The sequence below is a fragment of the Gammaproteobacteria bacterium genome (assembly GCA_016765075.1).
Taxonomy (GTDB): Bacteria; Pseudomonadota; Gammaproteobacteria.
Genome location: JAESQP010000038.1, coordinates 1 through 25,289, shown reverse-complemented (window position 1 = coordinate 25,289; position 25,289 = coordinate 1). Strand labels below are relative to the sequence as shown.

Below are 25,289 nucleotides of genomic sequence, written 5' to 3'. Positions count from 1 at the left end.
CAACGCGACCGTTGTCCACATCAAGACAGGGAATAATACGTTTGGCTAAGGCCATTATTTTTGCGAAAATTCGTCGGCCACTTTTTGTGCGGCGGCCAAATCGAGCGTGCCTTCATAAAGTGCGCGGCCACTAATGGCGCCAACTATGCCTTCGTCTTCGACGGCGCATAACTTACGTACATCATCCATATTGGTGATACCGCCTGAAGCAATCACTGGAATGTTTATGGACTGTGCAAGTTTGACTGTTGCTTCGATGTTGACACCACCCATCATGCCATCACGACTAATATCAGTATAAATAATTGCCTCAACACCATCACGCTGAAAATGCTGCGCCATATCGATGACATCATGGTGGGATAATTTAGACCATCCATTAATGGCAACTTTACCGTCTTTAGCATCGAGGCCAACGATTATGTGGCCTGGGAATTCAACACAAACCTCGGCAACAAAATGTGGTTCAGTCACTGCGCTGGTACCAATAATGACATAGCTAACACCGCTGTCGAGGTAGGCCTGAATAGTATCGTCATCGCGAATACCACCACCGACCTGAATCGGAATATCGGGCACTGCATCGACAATACGATGAATCACTTCGGCATTGGCAGGCCGCCCCTGGATTGCGCCATCAAGATCGACAATATGCAAACGACGTGCGCCGGCCTCAACCCACCGTTGCGCCATCGCCACCGGATCATCTGAAAAGACGGTCTCATCGTCCATCTTGCCCTGACGCAAGCGCACACACTTGCCATCCTTGAGATCAATCGCTGGTATTAGCAGCATAATATTTTCCTCACCTCTTTACGCATCGCCTTATTGTCCATTCCATTGCATAAAATTATCGAGCAGTCGCAAGCCCAAATCTTGGCTTTTCTCGGGATGAAACTGCACCGCAAAAATATTTGGCGCAGCCACTGCCGCACAAAAATCGCCGCCGTAATCACAGACGCCTGCAACATGCTTTGCATCAGTAGCAGCGACATAATAACTATGCACAAAATAAAAACGACTACCTGACGTAATACCATGCCACATTGGATGATCTTGCTTAAGATCAAGCATGCTCCAACCCATATGCGGTACTTTGAGTCTTTGACCGGTTTTATCGACACGGCTGTGGCCAAAATAATCTACCTTACCTGGCAAAATTCCTAACCCATCGCAGCCGCCATTTTCTTCGCCAGAATCGAACAAGGCCTGCATCCCCAAACAAATCCCTAAAAAGGGCTTTTCTTTAACAAGATCTTTAATCAAGCTGTCTAACGACAAGCGCTTTAACTCGGACATCGCTTCACGTAACGCGCCAACGCCGGGGAAAACCACGCGGTCCGCTTCGGCAATCAGCTTAGGGTCATTAGTCACGTGAATTAATGCATTGGGACTCACATGTTCTAATGCCTTTGACACAGAGCGTAAATTGCCCATACCGTAATCTATCACTGCGACCGAATTCATAATTAATCTATCTTTGTGGCGAATGTATTAGAGCTCGCTGCTAAAGCTTGCCTTTAGTTGAGGGAATTGTGCCTGCACTGCGCTCATCAAACTCAATCGCCATACGCAAGGCACGACCGAAGGCCTTGAACACGGTTTCAATAATATGGTGGGCATTATCACCGCGAATATTGTCGATATGCAGCGTAATCCAGGCATGGTTAACCAGCCCGCCAAAAAATTCACGGAACAGGTCAACATCAAATCCACCAACGCTGGAACGCGGAAAATCAATGGCGTATTCAAGGCCTGGGCGGCCTGAAAAATCAATAACGACGCGTGACAAGGCTTCATCAAGCGGTACATAGGCATGACCATAACGGCGAATACCACGTTTGTCACCAATGGCCTGAGCCAATGCCTGGCCCAAGGTGATGCCGATATCTTCAACCGTGTGGTGATCATCGATCTCCGTGTCACCTTTAGCGCTCACGGCAAGATCGATCAAGCCGTGTCTGGCAATTTGGTCCATCATGTGATCAAGAAAAGGGATACCACTATCCAGCTTGGCTTGACCACTGCCATCGAGGTTAATGCTGACCTCAATTTGGGTTTCTAGCGTATCGCGTTTTACCGACGCTTTACGATCTGTCATGACTTTCTCCAAAAAACTACTATAACAATTAATCTTGAATTCGGTATTCGGCTGAGCGCGCATGCGCAGTCAAGCCTTCGCCACGTGCTAGCGTTGCAGCAATTTTACCCAGTTTAGATGCACCTTCGGGCGAACACATAATGAGACTAGAACGTTTTTGAAAATCATAAACACCCAGCGGCGATGAAAAGCGTGCGGTGCCTGCTGTTGGTAACACATGGTTCGGTCCGGCGCAATAATCGCCCAGCACTTCAGCGGTTGATTGCCCCATAAAAATCGCTCCCGCGTGGCGCACTTTGGGCAGTAACGATTGGGGATTGACCACCGACAGTTGTAAATGCTCAGGCGCAATGGTGTTAATCACGGTCATCGCAGTATCAATGCTGTCAGCTTCTATCATTGCGGCACGACGGTTTAACGATGCGGTAATAATCTCGCGGCGCTCCATTTCGGGCAGCAAACGGTGAATACTTTGTTCGACTTGTTCAATATAGGCGACATCTGTGCTGATTAAAATCGCTTGCGCATCTTCATCATGCTCTGACTGTGAGAACAAATCCATCGCCACCCAGTCTGCCGGCATACTGTTATCTGCCAACACCACTATTTCTGACGGGCCAGCAATCATATCGATCCCGACGGTGCCAAATACCATGCGCTTGGCTGTTGCCACATAAATATTGCCTGGCCCAACAATTTTATCAACCGCGGGCACGGTGTCAGTACCATAGGCCAGCGCGGCAATGGCTTGTGCACCACCAACGGTAAAGACGCGATTAACACCGCTAATGGCGACCGCCGCTAATACCAATTCGTTGAGCACACCATTGGGTGTCGGCACCACCATAATTAATTCATCAACACCAGCGACTTTGGCTGGAATAGCATTCATTAATACCGATGAGGGATAAGCGGCTTTGCCACCCGGCACATAAAGCCCGACACGGTCCAGCGGCGTGATTTTTTGGCCAAGCAAGGTGCCATCTTCCTCGGTATACTGCCAAGACTCACTTTTTTGTTTGACGTGATAATCGCGTAATCGTTGCGCCGCTTGTTCTAAGGCAATTCTTTGTGCTTGAGGAATCGTCTTTAAGGCCTGCTGTAAACGTGACGCTGGTAGCTCTAATTCAGCGGCACTGGCAACCTTCAAATGATCAAAGCGCTCGGTATAATCCACCAGCGCGGCATCGCCACGCTGACGCACATTTAACAGGATTTCGCCTACGGTATTACTGATGGCCAAATCATCGGCATCATCAAAGGCGCGAACCGCTTCAAGTTGCTGCCAAAAATCTGCGGATGCGGTGTTTAATCGTCGTATGGCAACCATGAGCCTGGCTTAGCTTGCCTCTACGGCAGCGCCGATCTGCTCAATTAATCGCTTAATACGAGACTGCTTCATTTTCATTGAACCCTTATTCACTACCAAGCGTGAACTGACATCCATAATGTGTTCCATTGGCACCAGTCCATTGGCGCGCAGGGTGTTACCCGTATCGACCAAATCAACAATTAAGTCAGACAAACCGACAATGGGTGCCAGCTCCATCGAGCCATAGAGTTTAATGATTTCAACCTGCACACCTTGTTTGGCATAATAGTCCTGCGTAGTACGAACATACTTAGTGGCGATACGCATACGCGCCTGGCGCTGAGTGTAGTCAGGTACGCCTGCGAGCATTAAGGCACAGCTGGCAATTTTTAAATCCAGCGGCTCGTATAAGCCATTGCCCTCATACTCAACCAACACGTCTTTACCTGCGATGCCAACATCAGCAGCACCATACTCAACAAAGGTGGGAACATCAGCAGCACGAATAATCACCAGCTTAACGTCAGGCTCATTGGTATCGATAATGAGCTTGCGGCTAATATCAGGGTCTTCTGTTGGCACAATGCCAGCGGCGGCCAGCAAAGGTAAGGCTTCTTGGTAAATACGCCCTTTAGAAACGGCAATAGTGAGATTATCGTTCAACTGTCTCTCCAACCACTAAGAAACCTCTGGCCAGATCTGGATAAAAATATTGAGCACACAACTTGATCAGAAACCCCTTAGTACGGCACTCGACGAATACTCGCGCCAAGCTGCTGTAGTTTTTCTTCGATACATTCATAACCACGATCTATATGGTAGATACGGTCTACTACGGTATCCCCTTGCGCTACTAAACCGGCCAACACCAAGCTGGCCGATGCACGCAAATCGGTTGCCATTACCGGCGCGGCGGTCAAGCTATCAATACCGGTACACAATGCGGTATTGCCTTCTAGGCGAATATCTGCGCCCATACGCTGTAATTCCTGCACATGCATAAACCGATTTTCGAACACATTTTCAGTAATTGCGCCACGCCCTTCGGCCACTGCATTGAGCGCAGTAAATTGCGCTTGCATATCCGTTGGAAAGGCCGGATAAGGCGCGGTATAAATATCCACCGCTTGCGGACGACGGCCTTCCATATCTAATTCAATCCAGTCATCACCCACCTCTATTTTGGCGCCAGCCTCACGTAGCTTCGCCAACACGGAGTCAAGCAAATCAGGCGACGTGTCCTTCACTTTAACCCGTCCACCAGTAATCGCTCCAGCGACCAAATAAGTACCGGTTTCAATTCGATCTGGCAAAATGCGGTATTGAGTGCCATGCAGTGTTTCTACACCCGTGATAACAATACGGTCGCTGCCGGCACCTTCAATTTTAGCACCCATGCTAATTAAGAAATTAGCCAAATCAACAACCTCTGGCTCACGCGCTGCGTTTTCGAGCACGGTCTCACCATCGGCTAGTGTTGCCGCCATCATCAAATTTTCTGTGCCCGTGACTGATACCACATCAAGAAAAATATTGGCACCTTTAAGACGGTCGGCCTTGGCATTGATGTAGCCTTTATCCATAGAAAAGGTCGCGCCCATAGCTTCGAGACCCTTGATATGGAGATTAATGGGTCGTGAGCCAATCGCACAACCACCTGGCAAGGACACATGCGCCTTACCATAGCGTGCCAATAAAGGGCCAAGCACCAAAATCGAAGCACGCATGGTCTTAACAAGGTCATAAGGCGCGTCAAAATTGCTAATGGTCGAGGCATTGACTTCAACGCCCATGTGCTCATCAATGGTCAAGGTCACGCCCATGCTCCCCAATAGTTCCATGGTCGTTGTTACATCGCGCAAATGCGGAACATTGGAAATCGCAACAGGCTCACGCGTCAGCAAGCTGGCAATAACAATGGGTAATGCTGCGTTTTTTGCGCCGGAGATACGGATGTCGCCATTGAGACAGCAACCGCCAGAGATAATGAGTCTATCCATACTAAATAGTAATTGTTACTCGACCAAAGAAAGGGTTCTTATGTTTAAGAAAACGTAAACTGACAATGTTTACGCCGTCTGCGGCACCTGCGTTTTTAGAGCCAATGCGTGAATCGCAGCATTCTCAACATTATCACCCAAGGTTGCATAGACCATGCGATGTTGTTCGAGAATAGATTTGTCACGAAAAATTTCTGCGACAACCACTGCTTCAAAATGAACACCATCATCACCTTTAACCTTAACATCGGCACCGGGGAGTCCGCTTAATATCATTTGTTCAATCTGAGGAGCTTGCATATTTTAAATCCGCAAATAGTGTCATTCTAGCATAAGGAAACTTCTATTAATCACTTATAACTCTACGTGATTGAAACGTGCAGAGGCGCGCAACCCTTGATTGGCAGGCAACCTGATACCTTCGCAGCAAAACATTGAGAGCAGCTAAGCTGCAATAGGTAAAATGGTATCGAGACGTGTCATCGCTAACACAGAGAGTATGTGGGCAGGCACGTCAACAAAACTCAGTTCGCCGCCAGCCAAGTCCACTTGACGATAAAGCTCAACCATAAATGCAGTTGCTGCACTATCGGCATAGGTGATTTGAGCAAGGCTAACAGAGAGACTGTCCGGGTGCGATACCAGCCTTGCAATCAATGCCTCTGACTGCGCCGCACTATCAAAGCTCAACTCACCACTGAGATAGCAATGGTTACCATCAAAGCGATGCTCAAGCCGGCTCATCATCACTAGCCGCTGCTCGTTTGTTACGACGCTCAAGATCTGCAACCAGGGCATCAATACCTTTTTTTCTCGCAAACGTGGAAAAGGTGCTGCGATAATTGGTAATCAGGCTAACGCCCTCAATGGTGATGTTAAACACTTTCCAGCTATCATTTTTTTCATACAACCGATAAGTCACCGCAACTGACCCATCGCCTGTGTCTACCTCGCTAGCCACATCAACATACCTATCGCCCTCTTCAAAACGCACAGGTTTATAGTGCACCTCGGCATCAGCGAAACGATAGAGCGCCTTGGCATAAGTGTTCAATAATAGCTCACGAAACTGTATGGTAAAGGCTTTGCGCTGAGGCACCGTGGCGCGACGCCAGTGCTTACCTAATGCCAGTTTCGACATACGTACAAAATCAAAGTAAGGCAATATTTTGTCACTGACAATTTTGCGTAATACGGCACTGTCTGCTTCAATCGCTGCTTTTTCTAACTGAAATGCTAACAACAAATCCGTCGTGGTCTTAGTCACTAATTGCTGGGCAGGGTGGTCTTCAGCTATCGCAACATTAATCAATAGACCGCTAACGAAAAAATAACCAACAATAAAAATCAATGATAAACGCTGCGTTATTAACACTAAATTCTCCTGAGCCAAACCTATCTGTATTGCTTATTTTGACACAAACAACCTAAACAACAGCTTAAGGAAGCTCTGGTTACTCTGCCTCGTTTAGCAAAAACTGGCCAATTAATTGCTCTATTACGATAGCAGACTGGGTTAACTGAATCACATCCCCCGGATTCAAATACTCTTCCTCTGCACCCGGCTCCAAACCAATATATTGCTCGCCTAACAAACCTGAGGTAAAAATGTTCGCCGAGGTATCAATCGGCAAGCGATCATAACCACTGCTAATAGTCATCTCAACCACCGCCTCATATCTGTCCTGATCATAGTTAATAGCATTAACGCGTCCCACTCTGACACCACCCAAGCGCACTGGCGAGCGCACTTTAAGCCCGCCAATGTTATCGAACCGTGCATTGACGATATAACCTTCGGTATCGGCAAAGGCGCCAAGGTTGCTCACCTTCATCGCCAACATAACCAGCGCAGCCAAACCTGCCACAACAAAGAGCCCCACCGCAATTTCGGTCATTCTGCTATACATAGAACTAACTCCCTGAAAACATTAGCGCAGTTAATATAAAATCAACAGCCAGCACGGCAAATGCACTATGCACCACTGTTCGCATCGTCGCGCGGCTAACACCTTCTGCCGTCGGCTTTGCATCATAACCTTCAAACACAGCGATCCAGGTAATAATAATACCGAATACTACGCTCTTGATAACACCATTGAGAATATCGTCATACAGATCCACATTAGCCTGCATCAACGACCAAAAAGCACCGCTATCAACACCTAGCATGCCAACACCCACCAAATAGCCACCAACAATACCCACAGCACTAAACATCGCTGCCAATAAGGGCATAGACAACACACCAGCAAGAAAGCGTGGCGCCACCACCCGCTTTATCGGGTCGACTGCCATCATCTCCATGCTTGATAGCTGCTCGGTCGCTTTCATTAAGCCAATCTCTGCGGTCAATGCAGACCCCGCACGCCCAGCAAATAACAAGCCTGCTAAGACTGGGCCAAGCTCTCGTACCAACGACAAAGCAATCACCTGCCCCAGTAGTTGCTCCGAGCCAAAATCACGCAGGGTATAAAACATTTGCAAACTGAGCACCATGCCAACCGCTAAAGCAGAGATCACAATAATTGCAATTGACAGCACTCCCACCTCATAGAGCTGGGTGATCACCAAGGAAAAACGACGTAACAACATCGGCAAAGCAGCAATGACCTGAGCAATAAATAAGGTGGCCTGACCCAGGCGAGCCAAGGTGCGTAGCGCCGCCTCGCCAATAAGTCGTATTGGCTCAAACATCAACAGCACCCTGGGCGGGGTGCGAATAGCACGCTGCGAGGAAGCGCTCTTGGGCGACACTTTTATTAATCAACGTATCCTTAAAATACAAGGCCATCACCACACTTTATTTAACGCTAGCAAATAAATCATTCTTATAGTCTGTCGCTGGATACTGAAATGATACTGGGCCATCTGGCTCGGCACGTAAAAACTGTCGTGCCCAGGGCGAATCTGATTGTTGAAGTTGTTTTGGTGTGCCACTCGCAATCACTTTGCCGGCTGAAATGATATAAACGAAATCTGATACCTCCATAGCCTCATGCACATCATGCGACACAATAATGCTGGTCATACCCAAACTGTCATTCAACAATTTAATCAAACGTGTGATGACCGCCTTGGTGACCGGGTCCTGACCAACAAACGGTTCGTCATACATCATCAAGCGCGGATCAAGCGCAATGGCTCGGGCAAGCGCAACCCGCCTGGCCATACCACCAGATAATTCCACAGGCATTAGTTCTGCGGCACCACGCAAGCCAACCGCCTCTAATTTTGACAATACCAAATGCCGTACCATTTGTTTGGACAACTGAGTATGCTCGCGTATTGGGAATGCAATATTGTCGTAAACACTAAGTCCGGTAAACAATGCACTGGCTTGAAATAATAGCCCCATGTTTTTCCGCGCTGCCAACAATTGACGCTTATTCAAACTAGGGATACTCTTTCCCTCAAAAATAACATCTCCTGCGTGCGGTCTGACTTGTCCGCCAATCATGCGCAACAATGTCGTCTTACCCGTGCCGCTGGGACCCATTATCGTGGTGATTTTTCCGCGCTCAATTTCCATATCAAGCCCATCAGCAATAACACGCGCGCCATAACTGAATTGGAGATCGTTAAGCGTCAAAATTACATCGGAAGACAAAGCACAACTCCGTAACGAATCATCAAATTAAACTGGCAGCTGACAACCTAGACGCCGATGCTCAAGCACTGGAAAATTCTTTCTCACGCGTGCAATAACACTGTGATCAACTTCTGCCACCACAACACCTGAACCGCTTGCCAAGCAATCGACAATACCACCCCACGGATCAACAATCATCGAATGACCATAACTTTCACGACCATTAATATGATAACCACCTTGGTTTGGCGCAATAAGATAGCATAAATTCTCGATGGCTCTGGCGCATACCAAATGCTGCCAATGCGCTTTACCCGTAACAGCCGTGAATGCGGAAGGAAGGAGGATAATATCAATTCCGCTTTCTGCCATTTGCCTAAACTGTTCGGGGAATCGCAAGTCATAACAGACTGCCAAACCAAGACGACCAAAAGAGGTGTCAACACAACAAACCTCATTTCCTGGCTCAATGGTTTGCGATTCAGCATACTGCTCGTTGCTCTCTTCAAGATTGGCATCAAACAAATGCATTTTGTCATAACGTGCGAGGCGCCGTCCTGAGCTGTCAAACATTAAGCAAGCAGCACGAATAAGCTTAGGGTTATTGCTGGTTAACGGTATCGTACCACCGACCAAACATATACCGTGCTTACTCGCCTGATTAGCAAGAAAATCTTGCACTGGGCCGATGCCATCGACCTCAGCCACGCGCAGTTTATCTTCCTCAACAACGCCCATAAACGAAAAATTTTCCGGTAAAACAACTAATTTAGCAGCATGCTCCACGGCGATATTGATTAACCTTTCCGCCTCCATTAAGTTTGCGCTGATGGTAGGGCCTGACGCCATCTGAATGGCCGCTACGTTAAACTTAATTTGTTTTGTCTGATTCATCACTGCCACTATTGATACGCTGCGCTGCTTCCTTTACATTTTTCGCTGCTGCGTTTTTTAATAAAATTACCTCAGGATCTGCCCAAGAGCCACTAACGTGATATTTGTAGTGTAATATTTTTGGATTAAACAGCTTATGCAAAAATAGAATAGCTGTGCCAATTCCTGCGCCCGCTGGCCCGGCAACGACGGCTCCAACCAATGGTAGGCTCGAGCTCACTTCTGGCGTCACTGCCATAATCTGATCATAATCTTGTTTCGCTAGACCAATTCTCCCTGCAATATCGATGCGTGCTGCTGGCCCTTGCAGTGACAAATCATCTGTCACCGCATCGCCATTCTTTACTGAAAAACTCCCTTCAATGGTATTAATTTGTAACCCTTTTTCAAATAAATCAGAAAAGTCTAAGCTTAAACGTTGCGGCAAAGCTTGGATACTTAACAAACCAAATACTCTGCCAGCACCCGGATCAATACCACTGAAATTAATATCTTTCACCGACAAACCAATCTGCCCATTTAATTTTTCGTGACTGTAGTCAAATGGTATCCCACGCCAAAAAACATTCGCATTGATAGTACTCACCCCACCATTAACATTATCTGCTGCGTAACCAAAATGATTTAACATAGCACCCAAATCAGTCGTTTCTGCTGCAACATTAAATGAAGACCGCTGCGTATTAGCTACCTGAGTCCAATTACCCGCACCTGCTAACAGCAGGGTAGGCAATCGTATTGCAATACCTTCAATGTGCTGCCCTTGCTTGATCTTGCTCGTCTTGAATGCTAATTCACCTAAATCGAGACTACCATAGTTAAACTGTTTAATTTTCACGTTAACCGTTGGAATTTCACGCGGGTCTAAATTATTTTCTGCAGGCGCTTTTTCTGGTGAATTTTCTCTGTTGACGTTTAATGCTAAGCTTTCCATATCAAGGGTAATATGAGCTCCTGTGCCAACACCTTCTGTCACAACCGCACCATTAATACCTTCTCCATTTAGCAGCACTCGCCAATTTCTTTGTTGTTGCGCCTCAACTTTCACGTTGTTCCAGTGATAGCCAAACACGTCCAGATGACCCAAGTCCAACATCGCCTCAATAGAGAGCGCATCGTCAGATTGCTCGTTATCAACCAGTGTTGTTGCTGCGGTTATCCAATCTGCCAAGATGAGTCGGTCAAGCTCGCCATGAATGACAATTCCTTTTGCCGCCGCTGCAAGTTTTGCTGGTGCCTGGCCTAAGCCGATATTTAACAAAGCAAGTTTGTTACCCTTTGCTGTCTGCTCCAAGTCAAGGTCTGCATAAATATTGTCACCAAACGACAGCGCCACTGGTGTGCTACCGAAAGGTAGCGCTGTTGCCACTGAAAAATGCTCAACAGCTGTCGCTTTCTTAGCAAAAGGATGAGGGAATTGGCTGGCAATGCCAACAAGATCTGACTCAATGTAGAGCTCAGAGCTGCCTCCCAACACAAGCACTTCGGCTTTCCATGTTGACTCGCCCTGCGCAAACTGCGCTAGCCAAGGTAAGCCACTAAGCTGTGCGTACTTGGCCACATCACCTTTGCCTTGCGCTGAAAATTTAGTGCCGCGCTTGTCACCCTTGACCGCTGGCTCGAGGTCAACCAATGCACGCATACCCAGTATGTCGGCAGCAATTGCCTTACCATGCAAACCTTGGTTGTCAAAACTCAGCGTGCCATCGATATTTTCTGCGACAAATGCATCATTGGCCACACTCAAACGATTATCAACCAGAGCCAGTTCACCATATACGTTAACTGGCCCCGGTATGGCTATATCCAATTCCAGCGAGAGCTCGCTATTACCTTCTACAGCTAATATCTTAAGCGAATCGGCAAACCTTTTTTGCAGCGGGCTTTGCTCAAGAAACAACAATGCATCTGAGCTGGCTCCTTGCATTGTTCCCGCTATGGTCATAGCAACGGGCTTAACGGTAAAATCAGGCACTGATATTTTCGCCGCATTAATTTTACTGTTAATCACTGTGCCATCGTTCAACAGCAGTTCGATACTTGCATTACGTATATGCAGATCAGCATGAATATTCTCGATAGCTGGCCAAGCACTGACATATTCAAGTGTGCCGTCAGTAATGTGCAGATCAAGCGCAAACACACCTTCACCGTTTTTAAAAGGGAATTGCTTGATCGGTCCTTTTAATTTGACACTCCCCGCCGACACTATGCCTTGCTTAAGTGCGCGGTCATACCAGCTTACTGCTTTGGGGTGCATCAGCTTTGCCGGCATATAAAGCGAGCGCTTGGAAATGTCCGCCTGCTCTAGCACCAAGGCCAGATCAATAGTCGGTGATACATTTTTATCAGCCGGTAGACGAACAGCCAGGTCGCCTTTGATAGCAAGATCCGCATTATTAATGGCTATATCGTTGGCTTCGATAAGTAACTCAGAATTCGACTTTGCCCAAGCGATATCCACCGCCAATTCATCAAATTGCAGTGAATCTCGAAACCACTGTGGCGCATCAAGTCTGCTATCAGATCCCGTTAACACAAGTTGACCAGCACTGTCCCCAGTACCACTTTGGTAAAAAACAAAACCACTTAGGCTATCAGCACCAGGAAAAATACTCGATTCATCAATGAAGGCATTGTCAAATTCTATATAGGCCGCAAATGGTGTCTTGTTGCCTGGTTGCTCACTGGGCTGCCAAAACAAAGTCGTGTGGCGGACATCACCACCAAACTGAATCTGATCAAGCTGTGATAGTTGCTTGCCCAATAGTTTGCTAGGGACAAGCGAGCCGGCCTTAATCAAACCCAGCATCTCACTGGCACGATAAGCTCCTGCTTGCAAAAGCAAAGAACGCGCTTGTCTATCGTGGTTATAACGCACTTGTATATCAAGCACCTGTTCCGATGCGCCGGCACGAGCAATACGCAATGGTGCAAACCCCACCGCCCATTCGTCATTGTTCTTTTCTAGAGAAAAATCTGCAGACAGCGAATTAATGATAAGTTCATCGCCAACGTTTGTTACAGTATCTTTAGAAGGTTTTCCGGCAACCCTTAAATTTTCTGCCGCGATACGCCCTTGTGCTACCACTGATTGGTTGGCGCCAATACTCGCCCATAGCTCTAAATCAACATCACCCCCTTTCACCTGCTGAGCACTAGGCTCAAAGCCAATGAGCTCTTTAGCAAAACCAGCCGCAGAAAGGTGTTTAAGCTTGATATAACTATCAACTAACCAATCTTCCGTCAGCAACGGCAAACCATCAAAGTTGGCAATTAATTCAATGCCCTTGCCTAGGGCAACCGGCACATCGACTTGTGCCGCAAGCTGATAGCCTGTATCAGAGGCAACAAAATAAATACCCATCTTAGAAAATGTATGCAGTAGCTCAGGCCGTTGCTCACTCGTAACATACACGGTGCCATTTTCTACGATCACTTGCTGTTGTTCCGACAACCATTGCACTAGGGCACGTTGCTGTTCAATATTCGCTAGCTCAGTGGATGCTGGCAAACCCGCCACCGCAAAACGACCATCAAGTGTTTGTACAACGTTCAACTCGAAACCAGCCAAACGAATCTCACTCGTTACCAGGCGCCACTGTCTCACTGAGCTAATGATATCAACGCCGAGAGATACTCGACCGAATTCCAGCACTTGCTCATCGCTAAGCGTAATAACAACATTGGCTAGCTCGATCTGGGGTTTGAAATGATGCCAAGAGGCATCCATCTTACCAATCAGTATCTTACGGCCAACATTATCGTTAATTGTCGATTGGATTTGATAGCGAAAGTCATCAACGTAAGGAATGGCTAAACGCACTAAACCTAATGTTATCGCAGCAATAATAATCACTACTGCGAGCACGTAGAGTAGTAGTGAAAAGGAATACCTCAATACACTCATGTCGCTAACACCAAAAGAACCCCTATCAGGGAAAGCCGATTAGGCATATCACATCACAACAAGCTTAGAACTTGTTAATCCACCGATTGCAGCGACGGGGGGCATTTATTTGCATTACACATACTCACATTGAGACCCTTGCACGAGGCAAGTGGCAAAAGAAGAATGAGGAAAAATGCTGTCAATACGTCTATCTTGGCAAGTTTTGTAACGAAAATCAGGGTTATTTTAACCATTTTTACTTGTCAATTGCCTCGCGTAAAGGCCTCACATTAATACAACATCAAACTGATCTCTCAAATAGAGTGGCTCAGTTTGAAAGCGGATAGGCTTGCCGATAAATTCTTCCAGATCAGCAATACTGGCCGCCTCTTCATCCTGAAACAACTCAATTACCTCACGCGAGGCCAGCACCAAATACTGTTTGACATCATATTGACGTGCTTCGCGCAAAATATCACGGAGAATTTCGTAACAAACCGTCTTCGCAGTCTTGACTGTGCCACGACCTTCGCAGGCAGGGCAAGATTCACAAAGCAATTGACTCAAACTCTCGCGCGTGCGCTTACGTGACATCTCAACCAGGCCTAATGGCGACACGTCAGTAATTGCACATTTCGCAGTGTCCAGAACCACTGCCTTTTCTAAGGCACGCAGGACTTGCCTCTTGTGTTCTTCTTCTTCCATATCAATAAAATCAATAATGATAATGCCGCCTAAATTTCGCAGCCGCAGTTGCCGCATAAGCGTATGCACTGCTTCAAGATTGGTTTTGTATATGGTTTCTTCAAAGTTACGGCTGCCAACATACGCGCCAGTATTAATATCGATGGTGATCATGGCTTCAGTCTGGTCAATAATCAGATAACCCCCTGATTTGAGCGAAACTTTGCGATCTAAGGCGCGCTGTATTTCGTCTTCTACTGAATAGAGATCAAATATTGGCCGCTCGCCAGGGTAGTATTCAATACGCGGCAATAATTCGGGAATGAATTTCCTGGCAACTTCGCCTGCGGTTTTGTAAGCCTCGCGCGAATCGATACGAATTTTATTGACTTGCGTCCAGGTCAAATCACGGATAGTGCGAACGACTAAAGGCAGATCTTCATGGACTACTTTTTTGACCGCGGTCTCTTTCGCTTGTCGCTGCACTGAACGCCATAGACGTTGCAAAAAATCCATATCAGCGCGCAGTTGCTCGGCGCTAGCACCTTCCGCCGCTGTACGCACAATATATCCACCAGCAATATCATCGCTCTCTTCACGCACCAGCTGACGTAAGCGATCACGCTCGTCGTCGCCTTCGATACGCTGCGATATGCCAATCGTTTTCATGTTTTCCATATACACTAAGAAGCGCGACGCAACGGATAAATGCATGGTCAAACGTGCGCCCTTGGTACCAATAGGATCTTTAGTTATCTGCACCAAGATCTCATCGCCTTCTTTTAATAATCCAGCAATATCCCATTCCACATCACCATTACTATTATGACCGTTACCACTATTGTGGTTGCCTACTTCAGCTTCGGCATCACCATTGACATGTGCGCGAACAGGCGCACCTGCGACATCAGACACGTGCAGAAATGCTGTACGATCGAGTCCGACATCAACAAAAGCAGCCTGCATACCAGGCAACACACGGCAAACCTTTCCTTTATAGATATTGCCAACTAAACTTTGCTTGCCAGAACGCTCAATAAAGACATCTTGCAAAAGGCCATTTTCGACATAGGCTATTCGCGTCTCTCGCGGCGTGACATTAATTAATAGTTCATTATTCATTATTTGTTTTCTTAGAGCCTGATTCACCAGGAGTCAGTATATTAATACCGAATCGCCTTAATAATTCGCTTGTTTCATAAAGTGGCAAGCCCATCACTGCGGAATAGCTACCCTCGATACGATCAATAAAACTTGCAGCAATGCCCTGCACTGCGTAACCACCTGCCTTGTCCATGACCTTCTCATAGCGGCTATAGCCTTCAATCTCAGCGCTGGTTAGCACGCGCATATGAACCCGCGTCACATTGCAAAGCAGCTCAACGGTAATCTTTCCAGTATCGACAACTTCACCGACCACCGCAACCGCGGTTAATACTTCATGCCAATGATTCGATAAGCGTGACAACATTTGCTGCGCATCGTCATGATCTATCGGCTTGCCCAGCACATCACCATTCACTACAACGATGGTATCAGCACCCAATACTGGGAGCTGCCCTCCACCTTGCGCTCTGAGAGTGCGTAACACTGACGATGCTTTTTCTATGGCAAACCGACAGACAGTGTCACGCGGTGCCTCACCCAATCGTGGCTGCTCATCAATATCACTGACACAGACCTCAAAGTTGACCCCAATTTGCTGCAATAATTCAGCACGCCGGGGTGATGCTGAGGCAAGAATGATATCTGGAGACGCAAACATCAGTGATATTTAACCACGGTGGTACGGTAGGCCACGGCCAATACTCCAGGCACGGTAGAGCTGCTCGGCGAGCACAACACGCACTAACATATGCGGCAAAGTCAGTTGCGATAAAGACCAGCGTAAGCTTGCCCGCTGCAAACAGGACTGCGCCAGGCCATCGGCACCACCTACCAATAAAGCGACATCATCGCCACTTGCCATCCACGCAGTTAATGAGCTGGCAAGCGTTTCGCTACTGTATTGCTTACCCTCAACATCCAGCGCAACACACAAAGCATTTCTGGGTATCGCCGCTAACATTCTCTCACCTTCAGCGGCTATCAGCCGCTTTATATCTGTATTTTTTCCACGCTTACCGGCTTCAATTTCACGCAACAATAAACTGCATTCATGTGGCAATCGCTTGGTGAAACCATGATAAGCATCGTTAACCCATGCAGGCATACGGGTCCCGATGCTGATAAGGTGAATACGCATAGATCAGGAAACGTTTGCTAGGTTACGGATTCGTTTGTGTTTTGTTCTTCCTGCGCATCATGGGAAATAGGAACATCAATTGCGCCTCCCTCTTCGACGTTATGTAAAATAGTCGGAATACTAGAACCTGCAGGCTCTGACTCCTTAACCTGCGGCGCTTTTGCAATCCATTTTGATAAATGCTGCCCCACATCCTGATAAAATAGCGGAAACTCTTTGCTAGAGTCCTCAACAAAAGTCTTGGCTCCTTTAAACCTAGCCGCCAAATCCACAACCCGAATGATTTCAAGATACGTTGGCAAATCAGAAACACCATCAGGAATTAGAGCTGCTGGGTTTTCAATAGCTTCAGCTAGTGCTGCCGATGTCATAGATATACGCCTCGGCCAATACGCTCTAACTCTAATATTTTCCACACCTTTACCTTTCAATTGACGAGTAATCCAATTAATTGAAGCGGTAGCCCTTGTTCTATCTTTTGGTGATTCAAGCTTCATACTTATATTAATAGTTCTTCTCAAACAGTCAGCAGAGAATATTATTCTCGATGCGGCATTAGGAATTTCAAATTCCGTTGAGAATCCATTATTCTGAGACAAGTCTGTGCAATCCTCAGAAAAATTCAATTCTGCATCTTTTTCCCTAGCCCGTGAAAGAGCTATTTTAACCGGCTGCCCGATAGACATACTTAGGTTAAGTGATAGATGTCTTAGTAGCTGATGCCATCCTGATACAGCCTTCTCCACTACCTCACTCGTTTTACCAAGTGTCATTGCATTTTGTGCCGAGCTACACAAGTCTTTCCACTCACTTGGCATTCTTGTTAGAGAGGAAACCCCCGATGAATCGTGGTCTAGATACCTTACCAATTCACTCAATATATACGCTTGCTCTAAATCATCCACGCTTCTATTAGCCATCAATAACACAGCCTTAGATTTTAAAGACAACCAAGAGAAATGATATAGCGCTACCGACCTCAATTTGTTTTTTGATACTTTAACTGGGTGATGGGCAGGTGTTGTAGAAAACTGATTTGATATTGTGATTAGCGCGTTTATTCCATGCGCTTTTGCTAAGTCTAAATATTCCTCAACTTGCTCTTTAGTCAGACCCACATTCCCTATTTTTGACTCAATCAAAGCAGTCCACTGCTTAGACCCGCTTGTAACAATTACTAACCCGTCAGGTCTTGATCCTTTCGTTTTCTCATTATTCTTGAATGTGACCTCGGTGTAGCACACTATCTTTATACGCTTACCCACTGGTGTCCCGGCATCAGATAATACTTCTCTAGCAAAGTCAGGAACTACCATAAAAGAGGCAAGAAGACTTGACGTTGCTCTTTCTTCTTTTTTTGAATCTGCAACTGTGGGTATCAGGCGCGCATATTGCCCAGTAGCAAGACGTTCCGTAATTTCTGATCCCATACTTATCTCCTTACTCTTTTGTTGAGCACTATTATGATACCTGCGTAACCTAATAGTCTAAATAATGGTATTAGCGTTAAAACAAGGCATTTTGAGACAACACAAGTCGGCAAATAAAGCGGCGCGTTTAAATCGCTGGCTATACCTGTTCACGTTCTTCCTGGTTATCGATATCCCATAAACCTTCCAGATTATAAAACTCTCTTGCTTCGGCAGCATGAGATGAACAATCACATCACCAAAATCAACCAACACCCATTCGCTCTCGATTTCACCTTCCATACCTGATGAACCATGACCTGCTTTTTTTAAGGTGTCGATCATATTGGATGCCAGCGACTTAACATGACGACTCGATGTGCCACTGGCGATAACCATATAGTCGGTAATCGAGGTTAAACCACGCACATCCAATACCAAAATATTTTGCGCCTTCAAGTCATCGAGCGCAGCTACAACTTGTTTTTTTATGTTCTCTGCTTCTATACAAAATTCCATGATTTACCTATGTTGTACTCCAGGAGCACGTTGATATAATTTATTTTGTTTGATATACGCCAATACGCTATCGGGAATTAGATATCTAACTGCTTTGTTTTCCAATAAACGTTGACGAACATCCGTCGCTGATATGTGCAAAGGCGTTACATTTAGCTCGCAGATTAGCCCTGCAGGGACAGACGACAGTTGTGACACATCATTCACTCTTACAGCGCCATAATGCCGCTTTACTTTATTATTCCACTGTATCGGATCACCACCGCGCCGCATCACTACAATATGCACCAAATCAAGTAACTCTTGCCATCGATGCCAACTCGCTAAATCCGCAAAAACATCACCACCCTGAATCAAACAAAGTGGTGTGTCAGTAAACTCTTGACGCAAACCCAATAGGGTATCGTAGGTATAGGATGGACCACCATCACGCATGATCTCTCGATCATCGGCATGCAAGCGCACTTGCCCTGACAAAGCCAGCCGCAACATTTGCCATCGATGCTGTGCTGACACTTGCGGTGTTTGACGATGCGGCGGTTGTGCGCTGGGAGTCATCAAGACTTTAGCTAACGAAAGCTGTTCGGCCACTTCTAACGCCGAACGCAGATGACCGAAATGGATAGGGTCAAAGGTACCGCCATAAATACCTATCATTTAATAGAAGTATCCCTAGCGACGAATATGGCCATCACCCAGTACAATATATTTTTGTGAGGTGAGTCCATGCAAACCGACAGGGCCACGCACATGAATTTTATCGGTACTAATGCCAATCTCGGCGCCCAGACCATATTCAAAGCCGTCAGCAAACCGTGTTGACGTATTGACCATGACGGAACTTGAATCTACCTCACGCAAGAAACGTTGTGTCGCAGAATAATTTTCACTGACAATCGAGTCGGTATGATTCGAGCTGTATTGATGAATATGATCCAGCGCCTGGTCAAGCCCGTCAACAATACGAATAGACAAAATAGGCGCTAAATATTCTTCATGCCAATCTTCTTCGGTTGCCGCTTTGGCCTTTGTAATAATAGTTAATGTACGCGCACAGCCGCGCAGTTCAACGCCTTTGTCGGCGTATTTTTCCGCCAACAGGGGCAAGACCCTCGGTGCAATGGATTCGGCAACCAACAACGTTTCCATCGTATTACACGTACCGTAACGTTGGGTCTTGGCGTTAACCGCTATCGCCACAGCCTTATCAATATCTGCGTCAGCATCAATATATACATGACAGACACCATGCAGATGTTTAATCACTGGCACACGGGCATCGGCACTGACGCGCTCGATCAAGCCCTTGCCACCACGGGGCACAATCACGTCAACAGTGTCTTTCATCTTCACTAATGCGCTCACCGCTGCGCGATCAGTCGTCGGCACAACTTGCACGGCGGCTAACGGTAAACCCGCCTGACGCAAACCATCATGGATGCAACGTGCAATCGCTTGATTAGAATATATCGCCTCTGAACCGCCACGCAATATTGCCGCATTGCCTGACTTTAAACACAAGGCCGCTGCATCAGCCGTCACATTAGGCCGCGATTCGTAAATGATGCCGACAACACCCAGTGGCACGCGCATATGACCGACTTGAATGCCCGAGGGCTGGTAACTCATATCGCTGATTTCGCCAACGGGGTCAGGCAGTGCTGCAATCTGGCGCAAACCAGCAGCCATTGACTCGATGCGCTCGGCGTTCAGCTCAAGCCTATCCATCAAGGCAGCGCTCAAACTACGGGCACGACCAGCATCAAGGTCTTTCTTGTTTTCGGCAATCAAATCAGCCTGGCGCTCAACAATCGCCTCAGCAATAGCGATCAATGCAGTATTTTTATCCGCCGTACTGGCAGACATCAGCACACGCGAAGCCGCTTTGGCATGACGACCCAGCTCGTTCATTAGTGTTTCGATGCTGTCCATATCGGTATTAGTCGTGATATCTGCTACTGTGGAGACCATGGTGAACCTTATTTAGCGGGACATTAAGCGCTGTTACGAACCGGCAAGGGTGCTGCACCAGCAATTGCTAATGCCAATTGTAGCAATTCATCCCACGCATTGCCTGCTTCAGCACCTTTAATGACACGATCTGCCCGTGCTGCACGACGCAGCAAGCGCTGCCAGCCCTTGGCATCCTGGCGTTTCAGGGCGGCACCGACCAACGGTAGCCGCTTTTGCCAGACACCGAGTGAACGTGCAACATTAGCCTCTACATGGCTAGCTGAGCCTGTTCTACCAGCTAATTTTACCAGCGTACGTAACTCTCGTGACAAAGCCCATAAAACCAGTGTGGCCGCGATACCCTCTTGTTGCAACATCGCCACCATACGCTGCACTCGCACACTATCGCCTGCTAACGCACTGTCAACCAAGCCAAAGACATCAAAGCGCGCATTATCGCTGATGCTATCTTCTATCAAGCGCAGCGTAATACGCCGATCAGCTTGGGTGCCATCAGCTACGATCAGGGCAAGTTTATCAATTTCCTGCGTAGCAGCAAGTAAATTACCTTCGACGTAATCGGCTAATAAGCGAATAGCATCTTGGTCCGCAGTAAGCTTCTGTTGCTGCATTCGCGCTGATAGCCATTGGCCTAAATGACGTCGCTCTAGCGGCCATATCTGCACCAGTGCGCCAATTTTATCCAGGGCTTTAAACCACGCAGATGTTTTTACCTTAGCATCGAATTTAGGCATGATAAGCAAAAAAACCGTATCCGCAGGCAGTTGTTGCGCCAGTTCACGCAATGCCTGTGAGCCGGAACTACCCGGTGTCGGTTTACTAAAACGCAGCTCGATTAAACGCCGATTAGAAAACAAAGAGAGGGCATCGGCTGCTGCTGCCAGGCTTAGCCAGTCAAACCCCGTTTCTACGTGGTGAACTTCACGTGAATCAAAACCTTGTGCGACGGCGGCCTGACGGACACAATCGGCAGCCTCTTGTACCAATAAAGGTTCATCACCTGACACGATATAACAAGGTAATAAAGAGTTTTCACAGTGCGCTGATAATTGCCGCGCATCAATTTTCATTGTATTAAGGAACCTCTGATTAATTCTGGAACAAGGTGAATGCCAAAGGCAGAGAAGGTGCCCTGGGGTACAATGAGATTGCCGATTGAAACATTACGGATCAAGGCGCGAATTGCCGCTAATAGTGGGCCTATTAGCAAAGTTCGCGCCCCGCAGGAAGTGTACCCCTCAAGGGGGTATTGAAATGAACCCTTGAGGTGCAACGCCGAGCTGCAATATGTCAGTCGCAAGATTGTGTTCCATGAATTGATCAGAGGTTCCTTAAACTCACCTGGGAAAATATTACTGCGCTAGCCTCACTCAACAACTGTTGGCGCCAACTCTACACGCTGTAAGACACGCAAAATCGTGTTGGCTACATCACTGCGCATATCTGCGTAAAGCCGTTCTTGTTCTTCGGCTTTAGCCAGCACTTGATTTGCATCAAAGGTAATATCGCGGCGTGCGCTTGTACTACGTTGTTTTGACTCACCCTCTATCACGGTGATTTGGTAGCTCACTGCATAATGTAATTCGTATTCAGAGACTTTGGCTGCGCTATTCACTGACAAGACGCGGCGCGAACGTGAGATCAAATCCAGATTGAGGCTGACATCGGCCAATTCATCGGCGGCAACTTGGGCAACACCTGCTTGCTGCAAGCGCTGTTTTAACAAAACAAGCAAGGCAGCATCTTGCTCGCCTCCGGTTAAATACACCGATGAAACAGCAAGCTCAACATTGCTGTTTTGCAGGCCACGCAGTTGATAGCCACAGGCCACAAGTGCGGCTGATAATACCAACAATAAAAATACTCTAGTGAGTGACAATGATATTCACCCGATAACGATATTCACTAAGCGCTTAGGCACAATAATAATTCTCTTTATCTCCTTACCCTCAACAAAACGGGCAACGTTATCAGAGGCCAATGCCGACTGCTCTATCACATCATTCGATGCGCCGACGGCCACTGTAATACGATCACGTAATTTACCATTCACTTGCACCACCAGTTCAATTTCATCACTGATTAACGCAACGCTATCGACCTGCGGCCAACCTGCATCGAGGATATCACCATCATGGCCAATCTGCTGCCATAAGGTATGGGCAATATGCGGCACTATCGGTGCAATTATGCGCAGCAATATCGTCACTGCCTCGCAGCGAGCCAAATCTGCACCATTATTATCTGTATCATTTTCTTGCGGCCACTGCGCAAGCAAGTTAACCATTTTCATGGCGCTGGCAACCACGGTATTAAATTGATACTTAGCCATATCGCGATTGGCCAATTCAAGCAAACTATGCAGCTCAAAACGCTGTTTTTTAATGGCAGCACCCAAGATTGACCAATCAGCCGCCGCTATCCGCTCAATATTGTTACGCAAGTTTTTATTTACTGGCTCTTCAAGCAATAATCGCCAAAGACGCTTAAGAAAACGATAGGAACCTTCAACAGCAGCGTCATTCCATTCCAGCGAATGCTCAGGCGGCGCCGCAAACATAGTAAATAAACGTACCGTGTCTGCGCCATAACGTTCTATGAGCGCTTGCGGGTCAACGGTATTGCCTTTCGACTTTGACATTTTACTGCCGTCTTTAAGCACCATGCCCTGCGTCAACAAACGTTTGAAAGGTTCGTCGGAAGTGACTAGGCCTTCATCGCGTAATAACTTGTGATAAAAACGCGCATAGAGTAAATGTAGAATGGCATGTTCAATGCCGCCCACATATTGATCCACTGGCAGCCAATCATCAGCGCGGTTATCGAGCATTGCCTTATCATTATCACGACAGGCATAACGCGCGTAATACCACGATGACTGCATAAATGTATCAAAAGTGTCGGTTTCACGTTTTGCCGGTTTACCACAGCCTGGGCAATCCGTTGCATAAAACTCATGCATACGTGCCAATGGTGAACCACTCCCTTCCACCAAAGTGACATCTTCAGGCAGTGTGACTGGCAACTGATCTATGGGCACCGGCACATCACCACAGCCATCGCAAATCACCATCGGAATGGGTGCACCCCAATAGCGTTGCCGCGATACACCCCAGTCACGTAATCGATAATTGGTTTGTCGCTGACCGCTGCCCTTAATTTCAAGTGCCTTGGCAATAGCAGTAAAGGCTTTGTCAAAATCAAGGCCATCAAAACTGTCTGAATTAATCAATATGCCTTTATCGGTATAGGCGGCATTGGTAAGATCCACCTCATCACCACTAGTTTTGGTAATAACTTGCCTAACAGGTAAACCGTATTTTTGTGCGAACTCCCAATCACGCTGGTCATGAGCAGGCACTGACATGACTGCACCACTGCCGTAGCTCATCAATACAAAGTTAGCGGCGTAAACCGGCAGTAAATTACCCGTTAGGGGGTGCGTGACTTTTATGCCAGTGTCGACACCCTCTTTATCCATTGTTTCCATAGCGGCTTCGGACGTTTGCATACGTTTGCATTTTTCAACAAAGGCTTGCAATGCGGGACGCTCTTTAGCGGCTCCTAGCACCAAGGGATGGCTCGGTGCGATAGCCAGATAGGTCACACCCATCAGCGTATCAGGGCGCGTGGTATACACCATAATTACCTTATGATTCTCTTGCGAATCACCCCCGGCCAGGTCGAATTTTATATCCAAGCCATAAGAACGGCCAATCCAATTACGCTGCATCGCGCGCACTTGTTCTGGCCACTCATCAAGTTGATCGAGCGATTCCAGCAACTCATCGGCATAATCAGTAATTTTAAGGAACCACTGTGGTATTTCACGTCGTTCGACCGGTGTATCACAACGCCAACAGCAACCATCAATCACCTGCTCATTCGCCAACACGGTCATATCATGGGGGCACCAGTTTACTGCTGAGGTTTTTTTATAGACCAAGCCTTTCTCATACAGGCGAATAAAAAACCATTGTTCCCAACGATAGTAATCTGGATGACAGGTAGCAATCTCACGCGACCAGTCATAAGCAAAACCCAAACGTTTTAGCTGAGCACGCATCGCCGCAATATTGTCGCGCGTCCATTTTGCTGGCGGCACATTGTTCTTGATTGCAGCATTTTCAGCGGGCAAACCAAAGGCATCCCAGCCCATCGGCTGCAACACGTTTTTGCCACACATACGCTGATAACGGCTAATAACATCACCAATAGTGTAATTGCGTACGTGGCCCATATGCAGGCGACCACTGGGATAGGGGAACATTGATAGGCAATAGAAATTATCGCCGCTGTGATTATCGATCGCAGCAAAGCTTCTGCTTGTCTGCCAATAAGACTGCACCGCTTGCTCTATCTCGGCGGCATTGTATTCGTTACTCATTGCACCTCGTATTCCGGTAGATACCATGCTGTGGCGAACGCCATACACATCTTAAGGGTGAATGTTAGCAGAGCAGCCGACTAAGCCCCAACTAATCAACGATAAGTCGACGTTTAAGTAAACTGGCTAACAACAATATGCCCAAGGCTAACAAGATAACAACCGTGTTTTGAAAGCGTACGTAGGGCGTCAACCCTGACTGTGGCTGTACATCAGCAGTGATAACATCAACGATATTAAGCTCGCTAACAGCCAACAAATGGCCTTTATGATCCATAAT

The 25,289-nt window shown here is 47.1% G+C and carries 24 protein-coding genes and 1 pseudogene; all 25 read right to left on the bottom strand.

All coding sequences use genetic code 11. The features are described 5' to 3' along the window. Positions 1-54: 54 nt before the first annotated feature. A complete protein-coding gene (hisA, locus tag JKY90_02390) occupies positions 55-795 on the bottom strand; it encodes a 1-(5-phosphoribosyl)-5-[(5-phosphoribosylamino)methylideneamino]imidazole-4-carboxamide isomerase (protein ID MBL4851119.1) in 741 nt (246 codons plus the stop codon). Positions 796-825: 30 nt separating this feature from the next. After that, complete coding sequence (gene hisH / locus JKY90_02385; GenBank protein MBL4851118.1) at positions 826-1,467, bottom strand: imidazole glycerol phosphate synthase subunit HisH; 642 nt, start codon at positions 1,465-1,467, stop codon at positions 826-828. Positions 1,468-1,507: 40 nt separating this feature from the next. After that, positions 1,508-2,101 (bottom strand): imidazoleglycerol-phosphate dehydratase HisB, encoded by a 594-nt coding sequence (gene hisB, locus JKY90_02380; GenBank protein MBL4851117.1) that lies wholly within the window; start codon positions 2,099-2,101, stop codon positions 1,508-1,510. A 28-nt stretch (positions 2,102-2,129) separates the two neighbouring features. After that, positions 2,130-3,431 carry a histidinol dehydrogenase gene (gene hisD / locus JKY90_02375; protein MBL4851116.1) on the bottom strand — a complete coding sequence of 434 codons (1,302 nt, stop codon included), beginning with the start codon at positions 3,429-3,431 and terminating at the stop codon, positions 2,130-2,132. A 9-nt stretch (positions 3,432-3,440) separates the two neighbouring features. Next, the gene (locus JKY90_02370; protein MBL4851115.1) at positions 3,441-4,076 is read right to left on the bottom strand and encodes an ATP phosphoribosyltransferase; all 636 of its coding nucleotides are present in this window, start codon (positions 4,074-4,076) and stop codon (positions 3,441-3,443) included. Between the two features lie 77 nt (positions 4,077-4,153). After that, complete coding sequence (gene murA, locus JKY90_02365) at positions 4,154-5,413, bottom strand: UDP-N-acetylglucosamine 1-carboxyvinyltransferase (GenBank protein MBL4851114.1); 1,260 nt, start codon at positions 5,411-5,413, stop codon at positions 4,154-4,156. A 69-nt stretch (positions 5,414-5,482) separates the two neighbouring features. Beyond that, positions 5,483-5,713 carry a BolA/IbaG family iron-sulfur metabolism protein gene (locus JKY90_02360; protein ID MBL4851113.1) on the bottom strand — a complete coding sequence of 77 codons (231 nt, stop codon included), beginning with the start codon at positions 5,711-5,713 and terminating at the stop codon, positions 5,483-5,485. 144 nt (positions 5,714-5,857) lie between these two features. Beyond that, positions 5,858-6,160 carry an STAS domain-containing protein gene (locus JKY90_02355; GenBank protein MBL4851112.1) on the bottom strand — a complete coding sequence of 101 codons (303 nt, stop codon included), beginning with the start codon at positions 6,158-6,160 and terminating at the stop codon, positions 5,858-5,860. Continuing rightward, positions 6,144-6,788 (bottom strand): ABC transporter substrate-binding protein, encoded by a 645-nt coding sequence (locus JKY90_02350; protein MBL4851111.1) that lies wholly within the window; start codon positions 6,786-6,788, stop codon positions 6,144-6,146. Before JKY90_02350 ends, JKY90_02355 begins: the two co-directional genes overlap by 17 nt. A gap of 79 nt (positions 6,789-6,867) precedes the next feature. Next, on the bottom strand, positions 6,868-7,323 hold the full coding sequence (gene mlaD, locus JKY90_02345) for an outer membrane lipid asymmetry maintenance protein MlaD (GenBank protein ID MBL4851110.1): 456 nt from the start codon (positions 7,321-7,323) through the stop codon (positions 6,868-6,870). 4 nt (positions 7,324-7,327) lie between these two features. Further along, on the bottom strand, positions 7,328-8,110 hold the full coding sequence (mlaE, locus tag JKY90_02340; GenBank protein ID MBL4851109.1) for a lipid asymmetry maintenance ABC transporter permease subunit MlaE: 783 nt from the start codon (positions 8,108-8,110) through the stop codon (positions 7,328-7,330). A 106-nt stretch (positions 8,111-8,216) separates the two neighbouring features. After that, positions 8,217-9,023 (bottom strand): ABC transporter ATP-binding protein, encoded by an 807-nt coding sequence (locus JKY90_02335; protein MBL4851108.1) that lies wholly within the window; start codon positions 9,021-9,023, stop codon positions 8,217-8,219. A gap of 27 nt (positions 9,024-9,050) precedes the next feature. Continuing rightward, positions 9,051-9,854, bottom strand: coding sequence for a carbon-nitrogen hydrolase family protein (locus JKY90_02330; protein ID MBL4851107.1), 804 nt, complete (start codon positions 9,852-9,854; stop codon positions 9,051-9,053). 22 nt (positions 9,855-9,876) lie between these two features. After that, complete coding sequence (locus tag JKY90_02325; GenBank protein MBL4851106.1) at positions 9,877-13,809, bottom strand: TIGR02099 family protein; 3,933 nt, start codon at positions 13,807-13,809, stop codon at positions 9,877-9,879. 267 nt (positions 13,810-14,076) lie between these two features. Beyond that, positions 14,077-15,597: a ribonuclease G gene (rng, locus tag JKY90_02320; protein ID MBL4851105.1), complete on the bottom strand. Its 1,521-nt coding sequence runs from the start codon at positions 15,595-15,597 to the stop codon at positions 14,077-14,079. Continuing rightward, positions 15,590-16,240: a septum formation inhibitor Maf gene (maf, locus tag JKY90_02315; GenBank protein MBL4851104.1), complete on the bottom strand. Its 651-nt coding sequence runs from the start codon at positions 16,238-16,240 to the stop codon at positions 15,590-15,592. The genes rng and maf overlap by 8 nt, the downstream gene beginning before the upstream one ends. Positions 16,241-16,249: 9 nt before the next feature. Continuing rightward, the gene (rlmH, locus tag JKY90_02310; protein MBL4851103.1) at positions 16,250-16,720 is read right to left on the bottom strand and encodes a 23S rRNA (pseudouridine(1915)-N(3))-methyltransferase RlmH; all 471 of its coding nucleotides are present in this window, start codon (positions 16,718-16,720) and stop codon (positions 16,250-16,252) included. Between the two features lie 17 nt (positions 16,721-16,737). After that, complete coding sequence (locus JKY90_02305; protein MBL4851102.1) at positions 16,738-18,150, bottom strand: hypothetical protein; 1,413 nt, start codon at positions 18,148-18,150, stop codon at positions 16,738-16,740. 139 nt (positions 18,151-18,289) lie between these two features. After that, positions 18,290-18,636, bottom strand: a pseudogene (gene rsfS / locus JKY90_02300) (ribosome silencing factor). A 15-nt stretch (positions 18,637-18,651) separates the two neighbouring features. Next, positions 18,652-19,305, bottom strand: a complete 654-nt coding sequence (gene nadD, locus JKY90_02295; protein MBL4851101.1) for a nicotinate-nucleotide adenylyltransferase — start codon at positions 19,303-19,305, stop codon at positions 18,652-18,654. Positions 19,306-19,320: 15 nt separating this feature from the next. Continuing rightward, positions 19,321-20,580 carry a glutamate-5-semialdehyde dehydrogenase gene (locus JKY90_02290; GenBank protein MBL4851100.1) on the bottom strand — a complete coding sequence of 420 codons (1,260 nt, stop codon included), beginning with the start codon at positions 20,578-20,580 and terminating at the stop codon, positions 19,321-19,323. 62 nt (positions 20,581-20,642) lie between these two features. Beyond that, entirely contained in the window at positions 20,643-21,692 is a 1,050-nt protein-coding gene (locus JKY90_02285; GenBank protein ID MBL4851099.1) for a DNA polymerase III subunit delta, read from the bottom strand. A gap of 296 nt (positions 21,693-21,988) precedes the next feature. Then, a complete protein-coding gene (locus tag JKY90_02280; GenBank protein MBL4851098.1) occupies positions 21,989-22,501 on the bottom strand; it encodes a hypothetical protein in 513 nt (170 codons plus the stop codon). A 6-nt stretch (positions 22,502-22,507) separates the two neighbouring features. After that, entirely contained in the window at positions 22,508-25,009 is a 2,502-nt protein-coding gene (locus JKY90_02275) for a leucine--tRNA ligase (protein MBL4851097.1), read from the bottom strand. A gap of 91 nt (positions 25,010-25,100) precedes the next feature. Next, the coding region (locus JKY90_02270) for an apolipoprotein N-acyltransferase (GenBank protein MBL4851096.1) at positions 25,101-25,289 on the bottom strand (189 nt) is incomplete at its 5' end.

Coding starts and splice junctions, on each gene's coding strand:
- JKY90_02285 (MBL4851099.1), bottom strand. CDS start 21,692: ATGAAAATTGATGCGCGGCAATTATCAGCGCACTGTGAAAACTCTTTA.
- JKY90_02325 (MBL4851106.1), bottom strand. CDS start 13,809: ATGAGTGTATTGAGGTATTCCTTTTCACTACTACTCTACGTGCTCGCA.
- rlmH (MBL4851103.1), bottom strand. CDS start 16,720: ATGCGTATTCACCTTATCAGCATCGGGACCCGTATGCCTGCATGGGTT.
- murA (MBL4851114.1), bottom strand. CDS start 5,413: ATGGATAGACTCATTATCTCTGGCGGTTGCTGTCTCAATGGCGACATC.
- rng (MBL4851105.1), bottom strand. CDS start 15,597: ATGAATAATGAACTATTAATTAATGTCACGCCGCGAGAGACGCGAATA.
- hisH (MBL4851118.1), bottom strand. CDS start 1,467: ATGAATTCGGTCGCAGTGATAGATTACGGTATGGGCAATTTACGCTCT.
- mlaD (MBL4851110.1), bottom strand. CDS start 7,323: ATGTATAGCAGAATGACCGAAATTGCGGTGGGGCTCTTTGTTGTGGCA.
- JKY90_02305 (MBL4851102.1), bottom strand. CDS start 18,150: ATGGGATCAGAAATTACGGAACGTCTTGCTACTGGGCAATATGCGCGC.
- JKY90_02275 (MBL4851097.1), bottom strand. CDS start 25,009: ATGAGTAACGAATACAATGCCGCCGAGATAGAGCAAGCGGTGCAGTCT.
- JKY90_02360 (MBL4851113.1), bottom strand. CDS start 5,713: ATGCAAGCTCCTCAGATTGAACAAATGATATTAAGCGGACTCCCCGGT.
- hisA (MBL4851119.1), bottom strand. CDS start 795: ATGCTGCTAATACCAGCGATTGATCTCAAGGATGGCAAGTGTGTGCGC.
- hisB (MBL4851117.1), bottom strand. CDS start 2,101: ATGACAGATCGTAAAGCGTCGGTAAAACGCGATACGCTAGAAACCCAA.
- JKY90_02355 (MBL4851112.1), bottom strand. CDS start 6,160: ATGATGAGCCGGCTTGAGCATCGCTTTGATGGTAACCATTGCTATCTC.
- hisD (MBL4851116.1), bottom strand. CDS start 3,431: ATGGTTGCCATACGACGATTAAACACCGCATCCGCAGATTTTTGGCAG.
- JKY90_02330 (MBL4851107.1), bottom strand. CDS start 9,854: ATGGCGTCAGGCCCTACCATCAGCGCAAACTTAATGGAGGCGGAAAGG.
- nadD (MBL4851101.1), bottom strand. CDS start 19,305: ATGATAGGTATTTATGGCGGTACCTTTGACCCTATCCATTTCGGTCAT.
- JKY90_02290 (MBL4851100.1), bottom strand. CDS start 20,580: ATGGACAGCATCGAAACACTAATGAACGAGCTGGGTCGTCATGCCAAA.
- mlaE (MBL4851109.1), bottom strand. CDS start 8,110: ATGTTTGAGCCAATACGACTTATTGGCGAGGCGGCGCTACGCACCTTG.
- maf (MBL4851104.1), bottom strand. CDS start 16,240: ATGTTTGCGTCTCCAGATATCATTCTTGCCTCAGCATCACCCCGGCGT.